The sequence below is a fragment of the Enterococcus sp. DIV1537a genome (genome assembly GCF_051712085.1).
Taxonomy (GTDB): domain Bacteria; phylum Bacillota; class Bacilli; order Lactobacillales; family Enterococcaceae; genus Enterococcus; species Enterococcus faecalis.
Genome location: NZ_JBIOOE010000001.1, coordinates 2,735,193 through 2,757,759, shown reverse-complemented (window position 1 = coordinate 2,757,759; position 22,567 = coordinate 2,735,193). Strand labels below are relative to the sequence as shown.

The following is a 22,567-nucleotide window of genomic DNA, read 5'->3' as shown; positions in this document are numbered from 1 at the left end:
GATGGGAAATGTCAGTATTTACAACAAAGGTTCAGTCTATTGGACCAGAAGCCGAATTATTTAAAGAAGAAAAAATGGTCATCTTATTTGGAAAAGATGCACCAGATGCTTTAGCAGATTATTGTTATAACATTGAGGTTCAGCCAGTCACAGAAGCGATTACGGACAAGCAAACGTTAGTGATTGATGAACAAACTTACCAGATTACCGCTGTAGGCGAGGTAGTATTAACTAATTTAGACACATTGGGTCACATTACTATTAAATTTGATGGCGCAACAACACCTGAATTACCAGGTACATTATATGTTGAAGAAAAAACTATTCCTGAAATAACTGTTGGTACAACAATCACTATTCTATAATTATCGTTTAAGGGAGGAACGTAAAAGATGGAATTTATGCTAGATACAATTAATCTTGAGGCTATTCGAAAGTATCAGAAAATTTTACCACTGGCAGGCGTAACGTCTAATCCTAGTATTGTTAAGCAAGCAGGAAAAATTGACTTCTTTGCGCAGATGAAAGAAATCAAAAAAACGATTGGACAAGCGAGTTTGCACGTCCAAGTGGTCGGTCAAACGACAGAAGAGATGCTAGAAGATGCCCAAACCATTGTACAACAATTAGGCCAAGAAACATTCATTAAAATCCCAGTCAATGAAGCAGGCTTGGCAGCCATCAAACAACTAAAGCAGGCAAATTATCGGATAACAGCAACCGCTATTTATACAGAATTTCAAGGTTATCTAGCGATTGCGGCAGGTGCAGATTATTTAGCGCCGTATTATAATAGGATGGAGAATTTAACAATTGATTCTCAAAAGGTTATTGAGCATTTAGCTGCAGAAATTAAACGGACGAACGCAAAGAGTAAGATCTTAGCTGCTAGTTTTAAAAACGTGGCACAAATTAATCAAGCCTGTCAAATGGGGGCGCAAGCGGTCACTATCGCACCAGAACTCGTGACACAAGGCTTGGCAATGCCCGCCATTCAAAAAGCAGTAACTGATTTTCAGGAAGATTGGGTTGCTGTTTTTGGAGTAGAAACGGTAAACGAATTAGCATAAAAAGAACGAGAAGAAAAAGCGGCCATTTTTCTTCTCGTTCTTTTTTTGTTTCACATGAAACATCTACGATTATTCACTTGCTTAAAAATTAGACAATTTTCTTTATTTGTCAAAGAATTTCTTAAAAAAAAGGGTTATCTTTTGGGTATTTTTTTTGGTAGCAGTATGATGAGGGTATCAAATGATAGGAGGAAACGAGAATGAGATACACAAATGGAAATTATGAAGCATTTGCTCGACCAAGAAAACCAAAAGGTGTAGATGACAAGAGTGCCTATATCGTTGGTGGTGGCCTAGCAGGTTTAGCAACGGCTGTTTTCTTAATTCGTGACGGTCAAATGAAGGGCGAAAATATTCACATTTTTGAAGAACTTACGCTGTCTGGCGGTTCTTTAGATGGTAAATTTATTCCTCATGATGGCTTTGTCACTCGCGGCGGACGCGAAATGGAAAACCATTTCGAGTGTTTGTGGGATCTATTTCGTTCGGTACCATCATTAGAAGTAGAAGATGCCTCTGTCCTAGATGAGTTTTACCGGTTAGATTTAGATGATCCGAATTCTTCAAATTGCCGCATTATTCATAACCGTGGCGAGCGTGTCCCAGATGATGGACAATTTACTTTATCCAAAAAAGCACAAAAAGAAATCGTTGATTTATTTATGACTTCTGAAGATCAATTAATTGGCAAAAAAATTGAAGATGTTTTCGGCGAAGAATTTTTTGAATCCAACTTTTGGATCTATTGGTGTTCAATGTTTGCTTTTGAAAAATGGCACTCTGCCATTGAAATGCGCCGTTACATCATGCGCTTTATCCACCACATCAAAGGTTTGCCTGACTTTACAGCCTTGAAGTTTACCAAATACAATCAATACGAATCGTTAGTGAAACCATTATTAAGCTTTTTAACCAATCAAGGGGTAGACTTTCAATATGAAACAACGATCAATGATATCCAAGTCGACATCAAAGGAGCTACTAAAGTTGCTCGGCGATTATTGTTGACACAAGCGGGCAAAACCAAAGAAATTCCTTTAACTGAAAATGATTTAGTCTTCGTAACGAATGGCTCAATTACTGAAAGTTCGACGCAAGGAGATCATCATACACCAGCACCAATTACTCATGAACTAGGGGGAAGTTGGAATCTCTGGAAAAACTTAGCAAAACAATCCCCAGAATTTGGGCACCCAGAAGTTTTCTGTGAAAATTTACCAGATGAAAGTTGGTTTGTCTCAGCAACGATTACGTGGGAAAATTTCGATATTGAACCGTATCTTTCTCGGTTAACACATCGTAAATTACGCACAGGAAAAATTGTCACAGGTGGTATTATTACTATCAAAGACTCTAATTGGATGATGAGTTTTGCTATGCATAGACAACCGCATTTCAAAGAACAAAATGATCAACAATCTATAACTTGGGTATATGGATTACTTTCTAATAAACCAGGAAATTATATTAAAAAACCAATCGAACAATGTACAGGCCAAGAAATTACGCAAGAGTTACTTTATCATTTAGGGGTCCCAGAAGGGGAAATTGAACGTATTTCAGAAGAATCGGCTACCACTATTCCGGTGTATATGCCGTTTATCACTTCTTACTTTATGTTAAGAGAACCAGGCGATCGACCATTAGTTGTACCAAACGGCTCTAAAAATCTTGCTTTCATTGGGAACTTCGCAGATACTGAACGAGATACGGTGTTTACAACAGAGTATTCTGTACGGACAGCGATGGAAGCTGTTTATCAATTGCTAGAGGTTGAACGCGGAGTACCAGAAGTGTTTGCTTCTGCATACGACTTGCGCGTCTTAGCAAACTCTGTTTATTATTTATCTGACAAGAAAAAATTAACAGAAATGGATATGCCGTTCGTGGAACGCAAAATGGTTGAACACTTTGTGAAGAAATTTGAGGATACGTATATTGGTGATATTTTAAGAGAAAATCATTTAATTTAGTTGAAAAAGCGAGTGTAAATCACTCGCTTTTTTTGTTAGATTATCAATTGTTGAATAAATATTCATTATTATGTATATTTCTTTTGTGATTTTATGGATATTAAATATATAATATATCGAATGGAGGTAGAAAGTATACAACTTCGCAAAAAAATCTTAATTTCTGAAGAGACTTTTTCAAAATTTTGTTGAAAAGAAGGCGCATTTTTACCATAGTTTCTTCACATTTAACGGCTATTATTTAAACATACCCGATAAACAAAACCCTAACAAAACACTTTTTCATTTTTTAACTCCTCCGCCCGCCCTTCCCCAAAGGGCGGGTTGTTTTTTTTGCGTTAAAGCAGTTGGCATTTTGCGGGGAAAGGATTATCATTATAGAAGAAGTATATAGAAAAAGGCGGCGAGAAGATGGGACGTTGGCAAGAATTACAACAAGCAATGAGTGCTGGTGTAGAGGCGGCGATTGACGCTGGCTGGGACCGCCAAGCTGTTTATGGATTAGTGGAAAGCGCCATAAAAGACACGCGTTTCTTGCCACTTAAGCAAGCGAAAACAGCAGTCGCGGAACTGTTTTCTGAAGTGGAAGAAGTGGGCTCTTCAGCGTATGAGCGATTATTTCGCTTTTCGGCTTATCGTCCGCAAGAAAAGCTCTCGTTACTTTTATGGCAATTAGGTGCAGTGTTGGATCAGCATGGCATGTTGCAATTAGTAGGACCTTATCGTTTCTCGAAGACGATTGCACCGCATGCGACGTTTTGGCACTTACTGGCAAAAACAGTTCAAAAAGCCTATCCGTTAGGTCTTCTTGGGAGCTTTAATCAAGAGAAAGCGAAAAAGATACATCAATTGAGAATGTATATTGATCGTCAAAATATCACGTATATCCGCGATTTTTTTAAACAAGAAGGGGACACCGATGAACAGGCATTAAAACGTTATGTTTTTGCGGCCAAGCCGCAAGGAATGGGCGGGCGGAAACTGAAAAAAAGCTCTGCTCGTTTGCATAACAAATACCCTGAGGGGGCATCTTATTCTTTAATTAATAAGAAACGATTGACACCTAATTTTCACAGTGAGTTTATTTTGAATGAAGAAGGGACCTTTGTAACCCAGTGGGATGTGTTAGTTGAGGACTGGCGAGGCAGATTAATTAGTAATCCAGCCTATTATCAAGCGGCCAAAAACAGTGAATACCAGGAAAAAGTCTTGAATGGTGAATCGTTTAATTATGCAAATCGGAATAATCGTACCCATGAATTACTAGATAGTTCACCACCAGGGAGATTTGATCATCAATTACGAAAAACAGCCAAAAAAGGTTGGTTAAGTCCCCGTATCCAAGAATACGACTACCGCAGAGAACGACAAATAAAGTGCGATGATTATAGTAAGTAAAACAAGCCAATGTTTCACATGAAACATTGGCTTGTTTTACTCTTAGAGAAAGGCGGTTTTCGTTGCCGCCAATTGAACATTTTGGCCCATGGCTAGAGACTTTTTACCACATAAAAAGGCGGTTTTTTCTTTTATCATTCAGGCAAAAATCTTCCGAAAAGCATTGCAAGAAATTGCTATTTGCGTTAAAGTAGGAAAAGATGATTGTGAAACATTTTTCTGTTTCACAAAAAAGGAAGGAGTCCTTATGCTACCCGAAGAATTTAGACAACTATTAGCCGTAAAAGGCATTGAATTGACAGACCAACAGATGACACAATTTGACCAATATTTCCATTTATTAGTAGAATGGAATGAAAAAATGAATTTAACAGCCATTACAGAAGAAAAAGAAGTTTATTTGAAACATTTCTATGATTCTGTTTCGTTGGCATTCTTTGAAGATTTTGCCAGTGACAAAGCCATTTGTGATGTTGGCGCAGGCGCAGGATTTCCAAGTATTCCTTTGAAAATTGTTTTTCCTTCATTAAATGTCACAATTGTTGACTCTTTAAATAAACGAATTACTTTCCTAACAGAGTTGGTGAATCGACTAGGTTTGGCTAATGTTTCTTTGTATCATGATCGTGCAGAAACATTTGGTCAAAAAGCAGAATTTCGTGGCGCGTTTGATTACGTTACAGCGCGAGCAGTTGCACGGTTGAATGTTTTAAGTGAACTGTGTTTACCCTTAGTTAAAAAAGAAGGCTATTTTTTAGCCTTAAAAGCATCGAAAAGTGAAGAAGAAATTAATGAAGCAAAACCTGCAATCGCTACATTAGGCGGTCAATTTCAAAAAGAAGTTGATTTTACTTTGCCGATTACGGCAGACGAACGCCACATTGTCGTGATTCAAAAGAAAAAAGAAACCCCTAAAAAATATCCCAGAAAACCTGGATTACCAAATAAACAACCGATTAAATAAGATGGAGGCACACACATGACACGAATTATTTCTGTAGCGAACCAAAAAGGCGGCGTTGGTAAAACAACGACCACTGTAAATTTAGGCGCATGTTTAGCAAACTTAGGCAAAAAAGTCTTACTGATCGACATTGATGCACAAGGAAATGCTACCAGTGGCATGGGTGTCCCTAAACCAGATGTCGCACACGATGTGTATGATGTCCTTGTAAATGAAGAACCAATCACTAGCGTGGTTCAACATACCAGCCGTGAAAATTTAGATATTGTCCCTGCAACTATTCAATTAGCAGGCGCTGAAATTGAATTAACTTCAATGATGGCTCGAGAATCGCGCTTGAAATTAGCAATTGATGAAGTAAGAGACATGTATGATTTCGTTTTAATTGATTGCCCGCCTTCTCTAGGGCATTTAACAATCAATGCTTTTACAGCAAGTGATTCGATTCTAATTCCTGTTCAATGTGAATATTACGCATTAGAAGGCTTGAGTCAATTGCTAAATACGATTCGCTTGGTTCAAAAACATTTTAACCCTGAATTGAAAATTGAAGGGGTCTTGTTAACCATGTACGATGCTCGGACCAATTTAGGTGCCGAAGTCGTTGAAGAAGTCCGTAAATATTTCCGTGAAAAAGTCTATGACACGATTATTCCAAGAAATGTCCGTTTATCCGAAGCACCAAGTCATGGTTTACCAATCATTGACTATGATATTCGCTCAAAAGGTGCCGAAGTGTATCAAGCACTAGCAAAGGAAGTGTTGGAGAATGAATAAAGGCAAAGGTTTAGGCAGAGGCATCGATGCCTTGTTTCAAGATATCGCAAAGCTAGAAGATGTCGACGTTAAGAACGAACAAGTGACAGAAATTCTATTAAACGAACTTCGTCCCAATCCTTACCAACCGCGGAAAACATTTGATGAAACCTCTTTACAAGAACTTGCAAACTCGATTCTACATTCCGGTGTATTTCAACCAATTATTGTCCGTAAATCGGCAGTTAAAGGCTATGAAATTATTGCAGGTGAGCGTCGGTTCCGGGCTTCTAAATTAGCCGGCAAAGAAAAAATTCCCGCAATTATTCGCGAATTTGATGAAGAATCCATGATGCAAGTTGCTGTTTTGGAAAACTTACAAAGGGAAGATTTAAATCCGCTAGAAGAAGCAGAAGCCTATGAAATGCTAATGAAAAATTTGAAATTAACACAAGCGGAAGTCGCAGAACGTTTGGGCAAAAGTCGTCCGTATATTGCCAATTATTTACGGTTGCTAACCTTACCAGATGCGGTCAAAGCAATGGTTCAAAAACAAAGCATGTCAATGGGTCAAGCACGGACGTTATTAGGCTTGAAGAACAAAGAACAGCTATTGCCATTAGCTAATCGTTGTATTAAAGACAATTTAACGGTTCGACAATTAGAACAACTTGTCGCTGAATTAAACGAAACACAAGGCAAAAAGGGCAAAAAAGCGAAAAAAGCCATCAAAGAAAAACCCATTTATATTCGAGAAAGTGAAGACCGCTTAATGGATAAATTTGGGACAACCGTAGCGATTCAAGAAAAAGAAGGCAAAGGAAAAATTGAAATTGAGTACTTGTCCTCTTCGGATTTGGCTAGAATTTTAGATATTTTAGATATTCATTTTGACGAGGAATAAGAAGCAAGGTGAGAAAGTAAGATAGAAAGTCACAAATCCTTTTGCTAGTTTCGTTAAAAAATGGTATTGTAATCATGGTATTTTTATATAAGTAAGAGAAGAAAGAAGGCTTGGAACATGTATGATTTAGGCGATATTGTCGAAATGAAAAAGCCGCATGCTTGCCAAGCAAATCGTTGGCAAATCATTCGCATGGGCGCTGATATCAAAATCAAGTGCACGAATTGCGGGCATATTGTCATGATGCCGCGTCGTGATTTTACTAAAAAATTAAAAAAAGTAATCGAGAAAAAAGCAGACTAATGCTTTGATGCCTCTAATAGAAAAGAGAATAGACTGAGAGAAAGAGTGGAAAACAAATGGCACTAACAGCTGGAATTGTCGGCTTACCAAACGTTGGTAAATCGACCTTATTTAACGCAATTACAAAAGCAGGAGCAGAAGCTGCAAATTATCCCTTTGCAACGATTGATCCGAACGTCGGCATGGTTGAAGTACCAGATGCCCGTTTACAACGCTTGACAGAACTAGTAAAACCGAAAAAAACAGTTCCCACAACGTTTGAATTTACAGACATCGCCGGAATTGTTAAAGGTGCCAGCAAAGGAGAAGGGCTGGGAAATCAGTTTTTAAGTCACATTCGTCAAGTAGATGCAATCTGTCACGTGGTTCGTTGTTTTGATGACGAAAATATCATGCGTGAACAAAATCGGGATGCGGATTTCGTTGATCCTTTAGCAGACATTGATACAATTAATTTAGAGCTAATTTTAGCAGATTTAGATTCAATCAATAAGCGCTATACTCGCGTGGCTAAAATGGCGAAAGCAAAAGATAAAGAAGCGGTGGAAGAATTAGCTGTTTTAGACAAAATTAAACCAGTTTTAGAAGAAGGTTTATCTGCTCGTACGATTGAATTTACGCCAGAAGAAGAGAAAATTGTTAAATCTCTTTTCTTATTAACCACAAAGCCGGTCCTTTATGTAGCAAATGTTTCAGAAGATGAAGTGGCGGATCCAGACAACAATGAGTATGTACAACAAGTTCGTAATTTTGCAACCAGTGAAAATGCGGAAGTAATCGTGGTTAGTGCGCGAGCAGAAGAAGAAATTGCTGAATTGGATTCTGAAGAAGACAAGGCTGAATTTTTAGAAGCAATGGGTATTGAACAATCTGGCTTAGATCAATTGATTCGTGCGGCTTACGATTTGTTAGGCTTAGCTACCTACTTTACAGCTGGTGAACAAGAAGTTCGTGCGTGGACGTTCCGTAAGGGAATCAAGGCACCTCAAGCAGCTGGGATTATCCACAGTGATTTTGAACGAGGCTTCATTCGTGCGGAAACTGTTTCTTATGAAGACCTAGATAAATATGGCAATATGCAAGCTGCCAAAGAAGCGGGCCGTGTTCGTTTAGAAGGAAAAGACTACGTCGTTCAAGATGGCGATGTTATGTTGTTCCGTTTTAACGTTTAAGAAAAGACCCATGCCCAACAAGCAATTTGTTTTGGGGTAAGCCCACATATTTAAGGCCATTCAGCCGTTTAGAAAGAGGTTCCCTCTACATGAGGGTGAGGAGGATACAACTATGGAAGCAGAAGCATTACGAGCAATCGTGGCTGAGAATCGTCAATTAGAACAGAATTTGACTAAAAGAAATGAACAATACATTTTTGACTTAAAAAAATCATTAAAAGCGGCTAATTTATCTGAAGAAGAGCTAGCATTGGCTCTACACGGTATTTTGCCAGAATTAGTAGCCGGTCAAAAAACAGGCAAAACAGCCCGTCAGTTATTTGGCACTGTTTCAGAACGGACGGAAGCAATTTTAAATAAACCAGCAGAAGTCAAAGAACCAGCGGGCTGGATGATTTGGCTCGACAATACCTTACTATTACTTGGTTTATTAACAATCATGTTAGCGGCGATGTCTCTATTTTCAAAAGGAACCGCACAGCCTCTCGGATTAACCACATATATCTTAGGTGCGATGGCTGGGGGTTATGTTTTCTATCTAATGCACAAATATGTTTACCGTTTTGATCGTCAAGGTGGCGACAAAAGCAAACGTCCTGGTTGGTTAAAAACGACCGCCATTCTATTTGGTGGGATGTTCTTGTGGATTGCAGTTTTCGCCGGTTCAGCGATGCTGCCACCAGTGATCAATCCCATTTTAGATCCGATGATTGCTTTAGTAATCGGTGCGTTAGCCTTTGTAGCACGCTATTTCTTCAAGAAAAAATACAATATTCAAGGTAGTTTCATGACACGTCAATAAACGGTGCGCGCTCAATTGTGAAGGCGCTCGGCTGACGCAGAAACTGCAACAAGCAAAGTCGCTCTCTCAATAGAGCGTTTTAACAGTTAAAGCCTGGGGGATTAGTCGAAAAAACTAGTGTCCCAGGCTTCTGTTTTCAGAAGTTTGCTAAAGAAAGGAGCCTCTTATGGGACAACAAGTGAAGTCTTGGTGCCGTCAACACGAGCGGCTACTCATTTTTATTAGTTTTCTCTTATTAAGTGGACTTTCTCTTTATTTTGTCTATTTTCAAGAGAATTTTTTACGAGCAAGTGATTTCCGCTTTCATCAAAATCGGGTGGAAGGTCTCGCATTAGCAATTAAAAACAACGACTGGTTTCCTAAAATCAATTATTTTTTCTTGGGAGGCTATGGCTATGCCTCTAGTTTGTTTTATCCAGATGTGTATCTTTATTTACCTGCGCTTTTGCGTGTTCTGGGGCTTTCCTTTGTCGCTAGTATGGCGATTTTTGTGTTTGCAGTAAACTTGGCAACATTTAATCTTACTTATTATGCAGGCCGATTAATGGCGCTCTCTAAAAAAAGAAGCTATCTCTTTGCCATTTTGTATGGCTTATCTATTTACCGCATGCAAGACTTGTTTAATCGCCAAGCGTTAGGAGAATTTTTGGCGCTAAGCTTTTTTCCGTTGGTCTTAGCGAGCCTGTTTTTATTACGAAAGGGAACCACGAAATGTTGGCCGTTGTTAACGCTGGCGATGACTGGCATTGGGTTGGCTCACTTTATTTCTATTGAAATGGTTTCTATTTGGATTGGGTTATACATTCTGTTTTATTGGCAGCAGTTTTTTAAAAAGGAGGTCCTGTGGGCATTAGCGAAGGCTGCAGGTCTGACACTGCTTTGGCTGGCCTTTTATCTTTTACCAGTTGCTGAACAAATGAAAAATCAAGTGTTTAAAGTTACATCCAATCCACTCACTTATATTTCCGAAAGAAGTTATCCCATTGATTCTCTTTTCATTAATAGTTTAAAGAGCAGTGTTTTTCACGCGAAAACAGCGAATCTAGGAACCCTTTTGTTTGTGGGACTTGTTGTAGCAGTGGTTTCGCTTGCCAGCAAAAAAATTCAGAACAAACGGTTTATTGGTTTGACGCTGGTACTCTTATTGATGGTTACCACGCTTTTTCCTTGGCACTGGCTGAACCACACGCCTTTAAATACGATTCAGTTTCCTTGGCGGTTTTTAGGGATTCTTTCTGTAATGCTCGCTTTTTTCATTGCACAAGACGAATGGGGCGTTTTCCGTAAATCTTGGACCGTGGCTTTGTTGGTTTTCCTTGCCATCAGTAATTTGGGCATTTATCAATATCAAAGTATTCAGTCACAACAAGGCCGCCTGTTAACAAAAGCTGAGTATGAGCAGCCAACGCCTTTTTATATCGGTGCGGGCCATGAATATTTACCAGATGAAATCAATTATCAGGAATTATTGAAACAGAAAAAACGACAACTTGATTATTCGGCAGAACAAGTAACCATTACAAACGTTAGAATGCCTTATGGGAAAATTTCATTTGACTACCAAGTGGTGAAGCAATCAGCGAAGGTGACCGTTCCTTTTATTTATTACTTAGGCTATCAAGCCACGATTCAAATGAAAAACCAAACGGGCGCTAAAAAAATGAGCCTAACCAATCAAGGAGGCTTAGCCGCTCTTTCTTTATCTGGTACAGGACATGTCGACATCCGTTACCAAAGAACAAAAGTGCAAAAAATAGGGACAATGATGACCTTGCTTTCTGTCGGCGGTTTTGGATTTAGCCGATTTTTACAACAAAAAAAGAAACACAAGATAAAAGAACAACGATGAAAGTAGGACCTTAATTAGGAAGAGTTGAATAAAGGACAAACCGATTTTGGCGTTTTGTCCTTTATTCCTCATTGATTATTTAAACAAATCTAGTTGACTTCCTTAGTATTATCTGTTATTTTCATATATAAAATTAAGTCGAGGAGTGGACAAAAAAATGTCAAATTGGGAAACAAAATTTGCGAAAAAAGGTCTTACATTTGATGATGTGCTATTAATCCCTGCAGAAAGCCATGTCTTACCAAATGATGTAGACATGAGTGTACAATTAGCTAAAAATATCAAGTTAAATATTCCATTGATGAGTGCCAGTATGGATACTGTTACAGATAGTAATATGGCAATTGCGATGGCTCGTCAAGGTGGACTAGGTGTCGTACATAAAAATATGACTGTCGCCCAACAAGCAGACGAAGTACGTAAAGTCAAACGTTCTGAAAGCGGCGTTATCATTGATCCATTCTTTCTAACACCAACAAACTTAGTAGCGGATGCAGAAGAATTAATGAGTCGTTACCGTATTAGCGGTGTGCCAATTGTAGAAACAATGGAAAACCGTAAATTAGTCGGAATTATTACAAACCGTGATATGCGTTTTGTAACGGACTACCAAATCAAAATCGAAGAAGTCATGACAAAAGATCATTTAGTCACTGCGCCAGTTGGCACATCTTTAAAAGATGCAGAAAAAATCTTACAAAAACATAAAATCGAAAAATTACCAATCGTTGATGAAGCAGGTCGCTTAAGTGGCTTAATTACAATTAAAGACATTGAAAAAGTGATTGAATTCCCAAATGCTGCCAAAGACGAACACGGTCGTTTACTTGTGGCGGCAGCAGTCGGCGTCACTAGTGATACGTTCGAACGTGCGGAAGCATTATTAGAAGCAGGTGCCGATGCGATTGTTATCGATACTGCACATGGCCATAGTGCCGGCGTTATTCGCAAAATTAAAGAAATTCGTGAAACGTTCCCTGAAGCAACATTAATTGCTGGTAATGTTGCCACTGCTGAAGCAACCAAAGCATTGTATGATGTCGGCGTTGACGTTGTCAAAGTTGGTATTGGACCTGGTTCAATTTGTACAACACGTGTCGTTGCTGGTGTTGGTGTTCCTCAATTAACAGCGATTTATGATGCTGCTTCTGTAGCTAGAGAATATGGTAAAGCAATTATCGCTGATGGCGGTATTAAATATTCTGGTGATATCGTGAAAGCCTTAGCTGCTGGCGGCCATGCTGTAATGCTAGGAAGTATGTTAGCTGGTACAGATGAATCTCCAGGCGAATTTGAAATTTATCAAGGCCGTCGTTTCAAAACTTACCGTGGCATGGGCTCATTGGGCGCAATGGAAAAAGGATCAAGTGATCGTTACTTCCAAGGAAGTGTCAATGAAGCAAACAAATTAGTGCCAGAAGGAATCGAAGGACGTGTCGCTTACAAAGGAAGCGTTTCTGATATTGTCTTCCAATTAATCGGTGGCTTGAAATCAGGGATGGGTTACGTCGGTGCAGCAGACCTGAAAGCGTTGCGTGAAGAAGCACAATTTGTTCAAATGAGTGGTAACGGATTGAAAGAATCACATCCACATGACGTTCAAATCACAAAAGAAGCACCAAACTATTCTGTTCAATAAAATAAAAGCTGATTTTTTTGAAATTTAAAAGAGGCAGACGTCATTTCGACGTCTGCCTCTTTTTCTGTAGAATGAAGGAGTTGCTTCTGTTTCCACCGTTTATCAGGCTCCTTTTTCTGTAGAATAAAAGCCGTTATCTGATATCAGACAACGACCTTCATCTTCCCTTTATTTAATAACTGTTAGGTTACCCATGTAAGGTACTAGGACTTCTGGTACAGTCACAGAGCCATCTTCGTTTTGGTAGTTTTCTAAAATAGCAGCGACTGTCCGTCCCACGGCTAAACCAGAACCATTGAGTGTATGCGCATATTGGACTTTATCGTTTTCATCACGGTAACGAATCATCGCACGGCGCGCTTGGAAATCTTCACAGTTTGAGCATGAACTGATTTCACGGTATGTCTCTTGAGCGGGAATCCAAACTTCCAAGTCATAAGTTTTCGCAGCTGAGAAGCCCATGTCACCTGTTGAAAGAGCCATGACACGGTAAGGTAATCCCAGTTTTTGCAGAATTTCTTCGGCATTATTCGTCATTTTTTCTAATTCCTCATAAGAATGCTCTGCATCACTAAATTTAACCATTTCGACTTTATTAAATTGGTGTAAACGAATTAACCCACGTGTGTCACGACCAGCGCTACCAGCTTCAGAACGGAAAGAAGGGCTCAAGGCCGTAAAGTAAATCGGTAAATCCTTGCCATCTAAAATTTCATTGTTGTAGTAATTGGTTAGAGGGACTTCCGCAGTTGGAATTAACGTTAAATCCGTATCTTGTAATTGGAAGACATCTTCTTTAAACTTAGGAAATTGGCCAGTTCCGAACATGGCGGTGTCATTAACGATGTAAGGCGTAATCATTTCTGTATACCCATGTTCATAAACATGTAAATCTAACATGAAGTTGTATAACGCACGTTCTAAGCGAGCACCTAAGCCTTTGTAATAAACAAAACGGCTACCAGCTACTTTGGCACCACGTTCAAAATCTAGAATGCCTAAGTTTTCAGCGACTTCCCAGTGTGGTTTTGGTTCAAAAGCAAAAGTTCTTGGTTCACTCCAACGACGTACTTCTACATTTTCTTCTTCACCAGCACCAACAGGCACAGAATCATCTGGCAAGTTCGGTAAAGTAGTTGTGATCCCACGTAGCTCTTCGTCAATAGCGTTAATTTCTGCATCTAACGCTTTAATATTGCCGCCGACTTCTTTCATTTCCGCGATTTTGGCCGTTGCATCTTCTTTGTTCCGTTTTAATTGAGCAATTTCAGCAGACACATCATTCCGGTATTTTTTCATTTCTTCGACTTTGACTAATAAATCACGGCGACTTTCATCTAAACGCAGAAATTCCACTAAGATTTCTTCTTTCACGCCACGGGTTTGTAGCTTTGCTTTTACTTCGTCAAAATTTTGACGCATCATTTTTACATCTAACATATTTTTTCCTCCTTAAAATTAGTACATAATCAATAATAACTGTTGTAGAAAACAACAAAAAAGCCATCTCACCCCAAAAATAAATATTCTTGGGACGAAATGACTGGAAATCTCGCGGTACCACCCAAGTTCAGTAATGTTACTGCCCTTGATTTGCAGATAACGGCTGCAGACCGTTCCAACTTATTTCGCTGGACACCTGGAAGAGACGGACTTCTTTATAGATGAATGTTTGCTCGCACCCCCGCAAACTCTCTGGAATTCAGTGCCATAAATACTTTTTCTCTTAGTTTTCTCTTTTCTATAGAATACCGAAAAAGTTCAGGGATGTCAATTAACTCTCTGATTTCTTGTTGGTACGCTGTAAGGGTAGATGAATAATAAAGGAAGTCCACTTTTGATCAGACTTCGCATAAATATATCCACCATGTAAAGCGACAATACTTTGTGCAATAGCCAGACCTAAACCAGTTCCACCCGTTTCTTGTGATCGGGATTCTTCGACACGATAGAAGCGATCAAATAACTGATCTAAAGAATGTTTAGGAATAGCTGGTCCATCATTGCGAACAGCGATAATTGCTTCGGTGCCGACTTTGTCTACTTCCATCACAATATGATGGCCCCCTTTGCCATATTTCAAAGCGTTTGAAAGAAGGTTGTTAAAGACTCTGACTAGTTTTTCCGTATCGCCTTCCATCATTAAAGAAGCTGGATTGGCTTTTACTTGGATTTGCATATTAATCTTTTTCGCTTCCAATTCAAAATCGGCAGCAAGCTGTTCAATTAATTGTGCCATATCAAAAGTCGTCGTATGAATCGGTACACTTGGTTGACGGACTTTTGTATATTCAAAAAGATCATCAACTAATAATTTCATTTGTTTCGCTTTGACGTAAGCGGTATGCGTATATTTCAGTAAATCTTCTTGGCTATGAAATTGACGATCTTCAATCAATCCCAGATAACCAATAATAGAAGTTAACGGTGTCCGAATATCATGACTGACATTCGTAATTAATTCATCTTTTGATTTTTCAATTCGCCGTTCATCTTCAATGGCTGCGACAGTACTATCCACCAGACCGTTAATACTCGTCACGACTTTTGCTAAATCACCACTTAATTCAAACGGAATGCGGTGATTGTAATTACCATCAGCGATGTAATGTAACTCACTGATAATATGACGCAATTGCATTTGGTGGTAGCGACGAATTAAGCGCCAATAGAGAACAGCTGCATCTACTAAAAAGAAAATGGGTAAGACAAATTTATTCCAGCTCCAAAACAAATCAGTATTTAATTCTTTAGCGACCGCATCCTTAGTGGCCCAGATGACACCAGCTAAGGGCGAGTTTTCACTAAGTAGTTGTCCTAAAAGGAACATAATTGAGACATTTAATAGTAGTAATAAAACAATTGTCACAATTGCTTCTGCTAATAACTCGCTGATTTCTTTAGAAGTTAAGGTAATTCGTTTTTGTTTTTCAATCTTTTTAGGTTTAACGAGCATCGATCTTATATCCAACTCCCCACACTGTTTGAATGACTTTTTCTCCACCAGTTGCTTCTTCAATCTTATCTCTTAAATGACTGACGTGAACCATCACGGTTTTAGCAGAAACAATACTTTCTTGTTGCCACACACGCTCAAAAATTTCATCCGCACTAAACACACGATTTGGATGACTAGCTAATAGATAGAGGATACCAAACTCAAGAGCGGTTAATTGAATTTCTTTTCCTTCTATTGTTTTGACTTCGTGAGAGTCCTTATTAATCATTAACGGGCCGACTTCTAATTCATCGGGTTCCTCTTTGGTTAATTGCATTTGGCTTCTACGTAAAATAGACTTCACCCGAGCCATTACTTCTAAAGGATTAAAAGGCTTGGTGACATAATCGTCTGCACCAGCAACTAAGCCTTTTATTTTATCCATATCGGTTGTTTTTGCTGTTAACATAATAATTGGAATTTGCGATTCTTTTCGAAGTTCTTTTACTACTTCCATTCCATCCATGATTGGCATCATAATGTCCAAGATTAATAAATCAATATCTGGTGTTGTGTGCAATTTGGATAATGCTTCTTTTCCATCATAAGCTTTCACGACTTCGTATCCTTCATTATGAATATAAATACTCAACAGTTCTACAATTTCTTTATCATCATCTGCAACTAAAATTTTCATAAGCGTTCATTTCCTCCATATATAAAAAATCTCTTTTCCATATTTTAACAAATAATTGCTAAAAAGGACAAAATCCTTGATATATTACGATAAATTTAGAAGATTTTGCTAAAAGTTAATAAATTATAGCCAAAAAAGGATGAAAGGGGGTAAAAAGCGAACGAAAATACCTATACCAATCATAATAATCGGTATTGAAAAAAAGTTTAAAAAAAGTGAAAATAATGATTGACCAATGCTTGAAATCTTGGTATATTATTACATGTCGCAAGGCGAGTTACACAGCTGAGCGATTCAGAAATCAACAATTAAATAACAATTCTTGATTTCAAATCTCTCGAAAAAAGTTTGAAAAAACAACAAAAAAAGTTGTTGACAAATAACAAGCGAGATGATAAGATATAGAAGTTGTCACAACAGGCAACAACAACCGAGCGAAACAACTTAAAGAACTTTTTTAAAAAAAGTTCTTGACATTCAAACGAAAGTTTGTTATGATATAAAAGTTGCTGCGAGGTAACGTAGACCTTTGAAAACTGAACAAAGAATAGACGAACCAAATGTGTAGGGCGTCTTGATTCAATTCAAGACAACAAACATTTTTAACAAGCAAGCAATATGCTAGCAAACAAATTGAGCTTAACAATCGCAAGATTGTTCTAACTTTTATTATGAGAGTTTGATCCTGGCTCAGGACGAACGCTGGCGGCGTGCCTAATACATGCAAGTCGAACGCTTCTTTCCTCCCGAGTGCTTGCACTCAATTGGAAAGAGGAGTGGCGGACGGGTGAGTAACACGTGGGTAACCTACCCATCAGAGGGGGATAACACTTGGAAACAGGTGCTAATACCGCATAACAGTTTATGCCGCATGGCATAAGAGTGAAAGGCGCTTTCGGGTGTCGCTGATGGATGGACCCGCGGTGCATTAGCTAGTTGGTGAGGTAACGGCTCACCAAGGCCACGATGCATAGCCGACCTGAGAGGGTGATCGGCCACACTGGGACTGAGACACGGCCCAGACTCCTACGGGAGGCAGCAGTAGGGAATCTTCGGCAATGGACGAAAGTCTGACCGAGCAACGCCGCGTGAGTGAAGAAGGTTTTCGGATCGTAAAACTCTGTTGTTAGAGAAGAACAAGGACGTTAGTAACTGAACGTCCCCTGACGGTATCTAACCAGAAAGCCACGGCTAACTACGTGCCAGCAGCCGCGGTAATACGTAGGTGGCAAGCGTTGTCCGGATTTATTGGGCGTAAAGCGAGCGCAGGCGGTTTCTTAAGTCTGATGTGAAAGCCCCCGGCTCAACCGGGGAGGGTCATTGGAAACTGGGAGACTTGAGTGCAGAAGAGGAGAGTGGAATTCCATGTGTAGCGGTGAAATGCGTAGATATATGGAGGAACACCAGTGGCGAAGGCGGCTCTCTGGTCTGTAACTGACGCTGAGGCTCGAAAGCGTGGGGAGCAAACAGGATTAGATACCCTGGTAGTCCACGCCGTAAACGATGAGTGCTAAGTGTTGGAGGGTTTCCGCCCTTCAGTGCTGCAGCAAACGCATTAAGCACTCCGCCTGGGGAGTACGACCGCAAGGTTGAAACTCAAAGGAATTGACGGGGGCCCGCACAAGCGGTGGAGCATGTGGTTTAATTCGAAGCAACGCGAAGAACCTTACCAGGTCTTGACATCCTTTGACCACTCTAGAGATAGAGCTTTCCCTTCGGGGACAAAGTGACAGGTGGTGCATGGTTGTCGTCAGCTCGTGTCGTGAGATGTTGGGTTAAGTCCCGCAACGAGCGCAACCCTTATTGTTAGTTGCCATCATTTAGTTGGGCACTCTAGCGAGACTGCCGGTGACAAACCGGAGGAAGGTGGGGATGACGTCAAATCATCATGCCCCTTATGACCTGGGCTACACACGTGCTACAATGGGAAGTACAACGAGTCGCTAGACCGCGAGGTCATGCAAATCTCTTAAAGCTTCTCTCAGTTCGGATTGCAGGCTGCAACTCGCCTGCATGAAGCCGGAATCGCTAGTAATCGCGGATCAGCACGCCGCGGTGAATACGTTCCCGGGCCTTGTACACACCGCCCGTCACACCACGAGAGTTTGTAACACCCGAAGTCGGTGAGGTAACCTTTTTGGAGCCAGCCGCCTAAGGTGGGATAGATGATTGGGGTGAAGTCGTAACAAGGTAGCCGTATCGGAAGGTGCGGCTGGATCACCTCCTTTCTAAGGAATATTACGGAAATACACATTTCGTCTTTACTTTGTTCAGTTTTGAGAGGTCTACTCTCAAAACATTCGTTCATTGAAAACTGGATATTGAAGTAAAAAAAATCAAAACAAACCGAGAACACCGCGTTGAATGAGTTTTTTAATAAGTTCAATTGCTTATTTATTGATTAACCTTCTATCGCTAGAAGAAGTGATCAAGACCCAACCGTAAGGTTGATAAGGTTAAGTGAATAAGGGCGCACGGTGGATGCCTTGGCACTAGGAGCCGATGAAGGACGGGACTAACACCGATATGCTTTGGGGAGCTGTAAGTAAGCTATGATCCAGAGATTTCCGAATGGGGGAACCCAATATCTTTTATAGGATATTACTTTTCAGTGAATACATAGCTGATTAGAGGTAGACGCAGAGAACTGAAACATCTTAGTACCTGCAGGAAGAGAAAGAAAATTCGATTCCCTGAGTAGCGGCGAGCGAAACGGGAAGAGCCCAAACCAACAAGCTTGCTTGTTGGGGTTGTAGGACTCCGATATGGTAGTCTGTTAGTATAGTTGAAGGATTTGGAAAATTCCGCTAAAGAGGGTGAAAGCCCCGTAGACGAAATGCTGACAACACCTAGGAGGATCCTGAGTACGGCGGAACACGAGAAATTCCGTCGGAATCCGCGGGGACCATCCCGCAAGGCTAAATACTCCCTAGTGACCGATAGTGAACCAGTACCGTGAGGGAAAGGTGAAAAGCACCCCGGAAGGGGAGTGAAATAGATCCTGAAACCGTGTGCCTACAACAAGTCAAAGCTCGTTAATGAGTGATGGCGTGCCTTTTGTAGAATGAACCGGCGAGTTACGATTGCATGCGAGGTTAAGTCGAAGAGACGGAGCCGCAGCGAAAGCGAGTCTGAATAGGGCGAATGAGTATGTAGTCGTAGACCCGAAACCATGTGATCTACCCATGTCCAGGTTGAAGGTGCGGTAAAACGCACTGGAGGACCGAACCCACGTACGTTGAAAAGTGCGGGGATGAGGTGTGGGTAGCGGAGAAATTCCAAACGAACTTGGAGATAGCTGGTTCTCTCCGAAATAGCTTTAGGGCTAGCCTCGGAATTGAGAATGATGGAGGTAGAGCACTGTTTGGACTAGGGGCCCATCTCGGGTTACCGAATTCAGATAAACTCCGAATGCCATTCATTTATATCCGGGAGTCAGACTGCGAGTGATAAGATCCGTAGTCGAAAGGGAAACAGCCCAGACCACCAGCTAAGGTCCCAAAATATATGTTAAGTGGAAAAGGATGTGGGGTTGCACAGACAACTAGGATGTTGGCTTAGAAGCAGCCACCATTTAAAGAGTGCGTAATAGCTCACTAGTCGAGTGACCCTGCGCCGAAAATGTACCGGGGCTAAACATATTACCGAAGCTGTGGACTACACCATTAGGTGTAGTGGTAGGAGAGCGTTCTAAGGGCGTTGAAGGTCGATCGTGAGGACGGCTGGAGCGCTTAGAAGTGAGAATGCCGGTATGAGTAGCGAAAGACAGGTGAGAATCCTGTCCACCGTATGACTAAGGTTTCCTGGGGAAGGCTCGTCCGCCCAGGGTTAGTCGGGACCTAAGCCGAGGCCGATAGGCGTAGGCGATGGACAACAGGTTGATATTCCTGTACCAGTTGTTTTTGTTTGAGCAATGGAGGGACGCAGTAGGCTAAGGAATGCATGCGATTGGAAGTGCATGTCCAAGCAATGAGTCTTGAGTAGAGTTAAATGCTTTACTCTTTAAGGACAAGTTGTGACGGGGAGCGAAATAATAGTAGCGAAGTTCCTGATGTCACACTGCCAAGAAAAGCTTCTAGTGAGAAAACAACTGCCCGTACCGTAAACCGACACAGGTAGTCGAGGAGAGTATCCTAAGGTGAGCGAGCGAACTCTCGTTAAGGAACTCGGCAAAATGACCCCGTAACTTCGGGAGAAGGGGTGCTGACGACCGTCAGCCGCAGTGAATAGGCCCAAGCGACTGTTTATCAAAAACACAGGTCTCTGCAAAATCGTAAGATGAAGTATAGGGGCTGACGCCTGCCCGGTGCTGGAAGGTTAAGAGGATGGGTTAGCTTCGGCGAAGCTCAGAATTGAAGCCCCAGTAAACGGCGGCCGTAACTATAACGGTCCTAAGGTAGCGAAATTCCTTGTCGGGTAAGTTCCGACCCGCACGAAAGGCGTAACGATTTGGGCACTGTCTCAACGAGAGACTCGGTGAAATTTTAGTACCTGTGAAGATGCAGGTTACCCGCGACAGGACGGAAAGACCCCATGGAGCTTTACTGTAGTTTGATATTGAGTGTTTGTACCACATGTACAGGATAGGTAGGAGCCGATGAGACCGGAACGCTAGTTTCGGAGGAGGCGCTGGTGGGATACTACCCTTGTGTTATGAACCCTCTAACCCGCACCACTAATCGTGGTGGGAGACAGTGTCAGATGGGCAGTTTGACTGGGGCGGTCGCCTCCTAAAAGGTAACGGAGGCGCCCAAAGGTTCCCTCAGAATGGTTGGAAATCATTCGAAGAGTGTAAAGGCAGAAGGGAGCTTGACTGCGAGACCTACAAGTCGAGCAGGGACGAAAGTCGGGCTTAGTGATCCGGTGGTTCCGCATGGAAGGGCCATCGCTCAACGGATAAAAGCTACCCTGGGGATAACAGGCTTATCTCCCCCAAGAGTCCACATCGACGGGGAGGTTTGGCACCTCGATGTCGGCTCGTCGCATCCTGGGGCTGTAGTCGGTCCCAAGGGTTGGGCTGTTCGCCCATTAAAGCGGCACGCGAGCTGGGTTCAGAACGTCGTGAGACAGTTCGGTCCCTATCCGTCGCGGGCGTTGGAAATTTGAGAGGAGCTGTCCTTAGTACGAGAGGACCGGGATGGACTTACCGCTGGTGTACCAGTTGTTCTGCCAAGGGCATTGCTGGGTAGCTATGTAGGGAAGGGATAAACGCTGAAAGCATCTAAGTGTGAAGCCCACCTCAAGATGAGATTTCCCATTTCTTTAAGAAAGTAAGACCCCTGAGAGATGATCAGGTAGATAGGTTGGAAGTGGAAGGCTAGTGATAGTTGGAGCGGACCAATACTAATCGGTCGAGGACTTAACCAAAGAATGGATAAGTAAAAGCAACTTGGTTATTTTGATTCAAACTTCAATCCAGTTTTGAGTGAATGAAGATTCAACTCAATAAGAAACAACACCCAGTGTGGTGGCGATAGCGAGAAGGATACACCTGTTCCCATGCCGAACACAGAAGTTAAGCTTCTTAGCGCCGATTGTAGTGAAGGGTTTCCCTTTGTGAGAGTAGGACGTCGCCACGCGAATTGTTGTTTTTGGAGGTTTAGCTCAGCTGGGAGAGCACCTGCCTTACAAGCAGGGGGTCAGCGGTTCGATCCCGTTAACCTCCATTTTTTGAGCCGTTAGCTCAGTTGGTAGAGCATCTGACTTTTAATCAGAGGGTCACAGGTTCGAGCCCTGTACGGCTCATATTCATATTTCATTTGCGGGTGTGGCGGAATTGGCAGACGCACTAGATTTAGGATCTAGCGCCGCAAGGCGTGGGGGTTCAAGTCCCTTCACCCGCATATTTAGCCGGCTTAGCTCAGTTGGTAGAGCATCTGATTTGTAATCAGAGGGTCGAGGGTTCAAGTCCTTTAGCCGGCACCATTTTGCGGAAATAGCTCAGTGGTAGAGCACCACCTTGCCAAGGTGGGGGTCGCGGGTTCGAACCCCGTTTTCCGCTTAGCCAATTCATTACGCCGGGGTGGCGGAACTGGCAGACGCACAGGACTTAAAATCCTGCGGTGAGTGATCACCGTACCGGTTCGATTCCGGTCCTCGGCA

General features: G+C 41.4%; 15 protein-coding genes, 6 tRNA genes, 3 rRNA genes and 1 other annotated feature. Of the genes, 21 read left to right on the top strand and 3 right to left on the bottom strand.

The features are described from left to right. The first annotated feature begins 8 nt into the window (after positions 1–8). From IGJ41_RS13480 to guaB, 12 genes are all read left to right on the top strand, one after another. Entirely contained in the window at positions 9–365 is a 357-nt protein-coding gene (locus IGJ41_RS13480) for a PTS glucitol/sorbitol transporter subunit IIA (RefSeq protein WP_192211659.1), read from the top strand. Between the two features lie 27 nt (positions 366–392). Further along, entirely contained in the window at positions 393–1,070 is a 678-nt protein-coding gene (locus IGJ41_RS13475; RefSeq protein WP_002355980.1) for a fructose-6-phosphate aldolase, read from the top strand. A 200-nt stretch (positions 1,071–1,270) separates the two neighbouring features. Further along, a complete protein-coding gene (locus tag IGJ41_RS13470; RefSeq protein ID WP_002361446.1) occupies positions 1,271–3,043 on the top strand; it encodes an oleate hydratase in 1,773 nt (590 codons plus the stop codon). 411 nt (positions 3,044–3,454) lie between these two features. Next, the gene (locus IGJ41_RS13465) at positions 3,455–4,441 is read left to right on the top strand and encodes a DUF3114 domain-containing protein (RefSeq protein ID WP_016614337.1); all 987 of its coding nucleotides are present in this window, start codon (positions 3,455–3,457) and stop codon (positions 4,439–4,441) included. Positions 4,442–4,688: 247 nt separating this feature from the next. Continuing rightward, the gene (rsmG, locus tag IGJ41_RS13460) at positions 4,689–5,405 is read left to right on the top strand and encodes a 16S rRNA (guanine(527)-N(7))-methyltransferase RsmG (protein WP_153853753.1); all 717 of its coding nucleotides are present in this window, start codon (positions 4,689–4,691) and stop codon (positions 5,403–5,405) included. Between the two features lie 15 nt (positions 5,406–5,420). After that, on the top strand, positions 5,421–6,182 hold the full coding sequence (locus tag IGJ41_RS13455) for a ParA family protein (protein WP_002355976.1): 762 nt from the start codon (positions 5,421–5,423) through the stop codon (positions 6,180–6,182). Then, on the top strand, positions 6,175–7,065 hold the full coding sequence (locus IGJ41_RS13450; protein ID WP_002355975.1) for a ParB/RepB/Spo0J family partition protein: 891 nt from the start codon (positions 6,175–6,177) through the stop codon (positions 7,063–7,065). The genes IGJ41_RS13455 and IGJ41_RS13450 overlap by 8 nt, the downstream gene beginning before the upstream one ends. 117 nt (positions 7,066–7,182) lie before the next feature. Further along, complete coding sequence (locus IGJ41_RS13445; protein WP_002355974.1) at positions 7,183–7,368, top strand: DUF951 domain-containing protein; 186 nt, start codon at positions 7,183–7,185, stop codon at positions 7,366–7,368. A gap of 56 nt (positions 7,369–7,424) precedes the next feature. Then, positions 7,425–8,540, top strand: a complete 1,116-nt coding sequence (gene ychF, locus IGJ41_RS13440; protein WP_002355971.1) for a redox-regulated ATPase YchF — start codon at positions 7,425–7,427, stop codon at positions 8,538–8,540. Positions 8,541–8,652: 112 nt separating this feature from the next. Continuing rightward, positions 8,653–9,342 (top strand): DUF1129 domain-containing protein, encoded by a 690-nt coding sequence (locus IGJ41_RS13435; protein WP_002363563.1) that lies wholly within the window; start codon positions 8,653–8,655, stop codon positions 9,340–9,342. A gap of 166 nt (positions 9,343–9,508) precedes the next feature. After that, the gene (locus IGJ41_RS13430; protein WP_010827040.1) at positions 9,509–11,191 is read left to right on the top strand and encodes a 6-pyruvoyl-tetrahydropterin synthase-related protein; all 1,683 of its coding nucleotides are present in this window, start codon (positions 9,509–9,511) and stop codon (positions 11,189–11,191) included. A 157-nt stretch (positions 11,192–11,348) separates the two neighbouring features. Next, positions 11,349–12,830 (top strand): IMP dehydrogenase, encoded by a 1,482-nt coding sequence (gene guaB, locus IGJ41_RS13425; RefSeq protein ID WP_002355966.1) that lies wholly within the window; start codon positions 11,349–11,351, stop codon positions 12,828–12,830. Positions 12,831–12,998: 168 nt separating this feature from the next. On the opposite strand, the gene serS is transcribed toward guaB, so the two are convergent. The 3 genes from serS to IGJ41_RS13410 form a co-directional block, all read right to left on the bottom strand. Then, positions 12,999–14,270 (bottom strand): serine--tRNA ligase, encoded by a 1,272-nt coding sequence (gene serS / locus IGJ41_RS13420; protein ID WP_002355965.1) that lies wholly within the window; start codon positions 14,268–14,270, stop codon positions 12,999–13,001. An 87-nt stretch (positions 14,271–14,357) separates the two neighbouring features. Next, positions 14,358–14,564, bottom strand: a binding site (T-box leader). A 40-nt stretch (positions 14,565–14,604) separates the two neighbouring features. Further along, the gene (locus IGJ41_RS13415) at positions 14,605–15,786 is read right to left on the bottom strand and encodes a sensor histidine kinase (RefSeq protein ID WP_002363566.1); all 1,182 of its coding nucleotides are present in this window, start codon (positions 15,784–15,786) and stop codon (positions 14,605–14,607) included. Continuing rightward, positions 15,776–16,465 carry a response regulator transcription factor gene (locus IGJ41_RS13410; protein ID WP_002355963.1) on the bottom strand — a complete coding sequence of 230 codons (690 nt, stop codon included), beginning with the start codon at positions 16,463–16,465 and terminating at the stop codon, positions 15,776–15,778. The genes IGJ41_RS13415 and IGJ41_RS13410 overlap by 11 nt, the downstream gene beginning before the upstream one ends. Positions 16,466–17,132: 667 nt before the next feature. Between IGJ41_RS13410 and IGJ41_RS13405 the strand changes: the two genes are divergently transcribed. The 9 genes from IGJ41_RS13405 to IGJ41_RS13365 all read left to right on the top strand — a co-directional run bounded on the left by IGJ41_RS13405 (position 17,133) and on the right by IGJ41_RS13365 (position 22,567). Continuing rightward, a 16S ribosomal RNA gene (locus IGJ41_RS13405) occupies positions 17,133–18,693 on the top strand. A 226-nt stretch (positions 18,694–18,919) separates the two neighbouring features. Continuing rightward, positions 18,920–21,832 (top strand): 23S ribosomal RNA (locus IGJ41_RS13400). Between the two features lie 96 nt (positions 21,833–21,928). Beyond that, a 5S ribosomal RNA gene (rrf, locus tag IGJ41_RS13395) occupies positions 21,929–22,044 on the top strand. Together the 16S, 23S and 5S rRNA genes with 6 tRNA genes alongside form the textbook arrangement of a ribosomal RNA operon. 14 nt (positions 22,045–22,058) lie before the next feature. Beyond that, positions 22,059–22,131: transfer RNA gene (locus IGJ41_RS13390), tRNA-Val, on the top strand. A gap of 6 nt (positions 22,132–22,137) precedes the next feature. Next, positions 22,138–22,210: transfer RNA gene (locus IGJ41_RS13385), tRNA-Lys, on the top strand. Between the two features lie 16 nt (positions 22,211–22,226). Then, positions 22,227–22,308 (top strand) — tRNA-Leu (locus IGJ41_RS13380). Positions 22,309–22,314: 6 nt separating this feature from the next. Beyond that, positions 22,315–22,390: transfer RNA gene (locus IGJ41_RS13375), tRNA-Thr, on the top strand. A gap of 4 nt (positions 22,391–22,394) precedes the next feature. Next, positions 22,395–22,466: transfer RNA gene (locus tag IGJ41_RS13370), tRNA-Gly, on the top strand. Positions 22,467–22,481: 15 nt separating this feature from the next. After that, a tRNA-Leu gene (locus IGJ41_RS13365) sits at positions 22,482–22,567 on the top strand.

What these genes read in the sequence shown, in the direction of transcription:
- IGJ41_RS13480 (WP_192211659.1), top strand. Translation starts at nt 9, where the DNA reads ATGTCAGTATTTACAACAAAGGTTCAGTCTATTGGACCAGAAGCCGAA.
- IGJ41_RS13475 (WP_002355980.1), top strand. Translation starts at nt 393, where the DNA reads ATGGAATTTATGCTAGATACAATTAATCTTGAGGCTATTCGAAAGTAT.
- IGJ41_RS13470 (WP_002361446.1), top strand. Translation starts at nt 1,271, where the DNA reads ATGAGATACACAAATGGAAATTATGAAGCATTTGCTCGACCAAGAAAA.
- IGJ41_RS13465 (WP_016614337.1), top strand. Translation starts at nt 3,455, where the DNA reads ATGGGACGTTGGCAAGAATTACAACAAGCAATGAGTGCTGGTGTAGAG.
- rsmG (WP_153853753.1), top strand. Translation starts at nt 4,689, where the DNA reads ATGCTACCCGAAGAATTTAGACAACTATTAGCCGTAAAAGGCATTGAA.
- IGJ41_RS13455 (WP_002355976.1), top strand. Translation starts at nt 5,421, where the DNA reads ATGACACGAATTATTTCTGTAGCGAACCAAAAAGGCGGCGTTGGTAAA.
- IGJ41_RS13450 (WP_002355975.1), top strand. Translation starts at nt 6,175, where the DNA reads ATGAATAAAGGCAAAGGTTTAGGCAGAGGCATCGATGCCTTGTTTCAA.
- IGJ41_RS13445 (WP_002355974.1), top strand. Translation starts at nt 7,183, where the DNA reads ATGTATGATTTAGGCGATATTGTCGAAATGAAAAAGCCGCATGCTTGC.
- ychF (WP_002355971.1), top strand. Translation starts at nt 7,425, where the DNA reads ATGGCACTAACAGCTGGAATTGTCGGCTTACCAAACGTTGGTAAATCG.
- IGJ41_RS13435 (WP_002363563.1), top strand. Translation starts at nt 8,653, where the DNA reads ATGGAAGCAGAAGCATTACGAGCAATCGTGGCTGAGAATCGTCAATTA.
- IGJ41_RS13430 (WP_010827040.1), top strand. Translation starts at nt 9,509, where the DNA reads ATGGGACAACAAGTGAAGTCTTGGTGCCGTCAACACGAGCGGCTACTC.
- guaB (WP_002355966.1), top strand. Translation starts at nt 11,349, where the DNA reads ATGTCAAATTGGGAAACAAAATTTGCGAAAAAAGGTCTTACATTTGAT.
- serS (WP_002355965.1), bottom strand. Translation starts at nt 14,270, where the DNA reads ATGTTAGATGTAAAAATGATGCGTCAAAATTTTGACGAAGTAAAAGCA.
- IGJ41_RS13415 (WP_002363566.1), bottom strand. Translation starts at nt 15,786, where the DNA reads ATGCTCGTTAAACCTAAAAAGATTGAAAAACAAAAACGAATTACCTTA.
- IGJ41_RS13410 (WP_002355963.1), bottom strand. Translation starts at nt 16,465, where the DNA reads ATGAAAATTTTAGTTGCAGATGATGATAAAGAAATTGTAGAACTGTTG.